Origin of the sequence: Coprococcus sp. ART55/1 (assembly GCF_000210595.1) — a bacterium.
Lineage (GTDB): Bacteria > Bacillota > Clostridia > Lachnospirales > Lachnospiraceae > Coprococcus > Coprococcus aceti.
Genome location: NC_021018.1, coordinates 2842053 through 2845381, shown reverse-complemented (window position 1 = coordinate 2845381; position 3329 = coordinate 2842053). Strand labels below are relative to the sequence as shown.

General features: G+C 44.1%; 4 protein-coding genes. All 4 read left to right on the top strand.

Annotated features, from left to right (window positions below; genetic code table 11):
• The coding region (locus tag CCU_RS12815; protein WP_243440899.1) for a DNA polymerase at positions 1 to 684 on the top strand (684 nt) is incomplete at its 5' end.
• Positions 671 to 1279, top strand: coding sequence for a dephospho-CoA kinase (coaE, locus tag CCU_RS12810; RefSeq protein ID WP_242857267.1), 609 nt, complete (start codon positions 671 to 673; stop codon positions 1277 to 1279). The genes CCU_RS12815 and coaE, both read left to right, overlap by 14 nt.
• Before the next feature lie 132 nt (positions 1280 to 1411).
• Positions 1412 to 2443: a phosphate acetyltransferase gene (gene pta, locus CCU_RS12805; protein WP_015534954.1), complete on the top strand. Its 1032-nt coding sequence runs from the start codon at positions 1412 to 1414 to the stop codon at positions 2441 to 2443.
• A gap of 57 nt (positions 2444 to 2500) precedes the next feature.
• Positions 2501 to 3329, top strand: an 829-nt coding sequence (locus tag CCU_RS12800; RefSeq protein WP_208896260.1) for an acetate kinase, incomplete at its 3' end; no start/stop codon positions are given.

The window sequence follows — 3329 nt, the reverse complement described above, 5'->3', positions numbered from 1 at the left end:
GTAGATGCCGATTACTCACAGGTAGAGCTTCGTGTACTTGCCCATCTGTCGGGAGATGAGGTTATGAAGAACGCTTTCCTTAACAACGTGGACATACACGCCACAACCGCATCCGAAGTGTTTGAGGTTCCTATCGATGAGGTTACATCTCTTCAGAGACGGCATGCAAAGGCTGTCAACTTCGGAATCGTGTACGGAATCAGCGCATTTGGTCTGAGTGAGGATCTGGGTATATCCAGAAAAGAGGCTTCAGATTTCATTGCAAAGTATTATGACATCTATAAGAGTATAAAAGCGTATTTGGATGAACAGGTAGCCCACGCAAAGGAAAAAGGTTATGTGACGACCATGTTCGGAAGGATCAGGCCTATCCCTGAGCTGAAGTCATCCAACTTTATGCAGAGGAGTTTTGGCGAGAGGGTTGCCATGAATTCGCCTATACAGGGAACCGCTGCGGACATAATCAAGATCGCCATGGTGAGAGTTAACATGAAGCTCAAGGAGCTCGGACTGAAGTCACAGCTTATCCTGCAGATACACGATGAGCTTCTTATAGAGGCTGCCGAGGATGAAGTGGACATAGTGAAGAAGCTTCTCGTTGATGAGATGATGCATGCCGCAGATATGACCGTACCTCTTGAGGTGGGCGTTGCATCAGGAAATAACTGGTATGAGGCAAAATAATATGAAGATCATAGGAATAACTGGTGGTATCGGTTCTGGAAAAACTGCTGTGCTTGATATAATGCAGCGAGACTACGGAGCATTCATTATGGAGGCTGATGCCCTGGCTCACAGACTCATGGAACCGGGACAGATATCATACAATGACATAGTGGAACACTTTGGAAGAGATATTCTTGATGAAGACAGCAGAATCGACAGAGCAAAGCTTTCAGCGGTCGTTTTCAGCGATCAGAAGCAGCTCGATATCCTCAATTCCATAACCCACCCAAATGTAAAAAAGGCCATTCTTGAATCCATGGAGGAGCAGAAAAAGTCAGGATGCAGACTATACGTTCTTGAAGCTGCACTGCTTATCCAGGATGGGTATTTGGACATCTGCGATGAGATGTGGTATGTCTATGCAGACGTTTCAAAACGAATTGAACGTTTGTGTGCTTATCGCGGATTTACTGATGAAAAAGCAAGAAAAGTCATCGCTTCGCAGGAGCCTGATAGCTATTACGAGAAAAATTGTTCAAAAAAGATAGACAATTCAGGTAATTTAGAAAAATTGAGAAACCAGCTTAAGCTGGCGATGGGAATTGAGTGTTAGATTTTTTTAGTTATTATCACGGATTGTACGGATAAAAAGACAATTTTTTTGGCTATTTCTATTGAGAATAATGGGGCAATGAGTTAAACTTTAACTATGTGTGTTTTCATTATTTCAAAGGGGGAAATAAACATGAAGTTTATTGATCAGTTAAAAGAAAAAGCCAAACAGAATAAGAAAACGATCGTACTGCCTGAGACATCAGACATGAGAACAATCGAGGCAGCCGGCAAGGTATTGGCAGAGGGCATTGCGAACATTATCCTGGTTGGAGACAAGGAAGATATCATGAGCAGAGCTGGTGATATCGATCTCAGCGGAGCATCATTTGTTGACCCTAAGAATTATGAGAAATTTGATGAATACGTGGATGCTTTTGTAGAGATGAGAAGAAAGAAGGGCATGACCGAGGCAAGAGCCAAGGAACTGCTTTTAACAAACCCATTATATTTTGGATGTATGATGGTTAAGCAGGATGATGCAGACGGTATGGTTGCCGGTGCGATCAACGCATCAGCAGATGTGCTCCGTGCAGCACTTCAGACACTGAAGACTGCTCCGGGAACAAGAATCGTATCAGCATTCTTCCTGGTTGTAGTTCCAGATTGTCAGTATGGTGCCAACGGAACATTTGTATTTGCAGATGCAGGACTCAATCAGAGCCCGTCAGCGTCAGAGCTTGCAGATATCGCAGAGCAGTCAGCGAAGTCATTTGAACTTCTGGTTGATGAGACACCTGTTGTGGCTATGCTGTCACATTCAACAAAGGGAAGCGCAAAGCATCCTGACGTTGACAAGGTTATTGAAGCTACAGAGATCGTTAACGCTGAGTTCCCTGACCTTCTGTGTGATGGTGAGCTTCAGTCAGATGCAGCACTCGTTCCTGAGGTTGCAGCATCAAAGGCACCTGGAAGCAAGGTTGCAGGACAAGCGAATGTTCTTGTGTTCCCTGATCTTGATGCAGCGAACATCGGATACAAGCTTGTACAGAGACTCGCAAAAGCTGATGCATATGGTCCTGTTACACAGGGTATTGCAAAGCCTGTAAACGACCTGTCAAGAGGCTGTGTTGCAGACGATATAGTTGGAGTTGTTGCCATAACAGCTATCCAGGCTCAGGCTCAGGAGGACGGCAGAATGAAGGTAACTCCAAAAGAGAGATAGTAAAAGATAATTTTTAAAGATGATTTATTTACACATAAGTTGTGCAGGAGGATTGAAATGAAGGTTCTTGTAATTAATTGTGGTAGTTCATCACTGAAGTATCAGCTTATTGATTCTGATACAGAGGCTGTTATAGCAAAAGGACTGTGTGAGAGGATCGGTATCGACGGAAAGCTCACACATCAGACCATGGGTAAGGATAAGTATACAGTGGATGCCGCTATGCCGGATCACAATGCTGCTGTAAAATTTGTTCTTGACGCTCTTCTTGATACAGATATGGGAGCTATCGCTTCACTGTCAGAGATCGATGCTGTTGGACACAGAATAGTTCACGGCGGTGAGAAGTTTGCGAATTCAGTAGTTATAACAGACGAAGTAATGGCGGCCATAGAAGAGTGTAATGATCTTGCACCACTTCACAACCCTGCCAACCTCATTGGAATCAGAGCATGTCAGGCACATATGCCGGGTGTTCCTATGGTTGCGGTATTTGATACAGCATTCCACCAGACCATGCCTGATAAAGCATATACATATGCAATACCTTACGAATATTACGAGAATTATAAGATAAGAAGATACGGTTTCCACGGAACAAGCCACAGCTTTGTATCCAAGAGACTGGCAGAGCTTATAGGCAGGGATATCAAAGATACCAAGCTTATCGTATGCCACCTTGGAAACGGATCAAGTATCACAGCAGTTGACGGCGGTAAGTCAGTGGACACTTCCATGGGACTCACACCTCTTGCAGGTCTTCCTATGGGCACAAGAAGCGGTGATATAGATCCTGCGATTCTTGAGTTCATTGCCGGCAAAGAGGGCAAGAGCGTTGAGGAGATAACAACTATTCTTAATAAGAAGTCAGGTGTATCAGGACTTT

Bases quoted from the DNA above. Each gene is read 5' to 3' on its own strand.
- pta (WP_015534954.1), top strand. From the start codon at position 1,412: ATGAAGTTTATTGATCAGTTAAAAGAAAAAGCCAAACAGAATAAGAAA.
- coaE (WP_242857267.1), top strand. From the start codon at position 671: ATGAGGCAAAATAATATGAAGATCATAGGAATAACTGGTGGTATCGGT.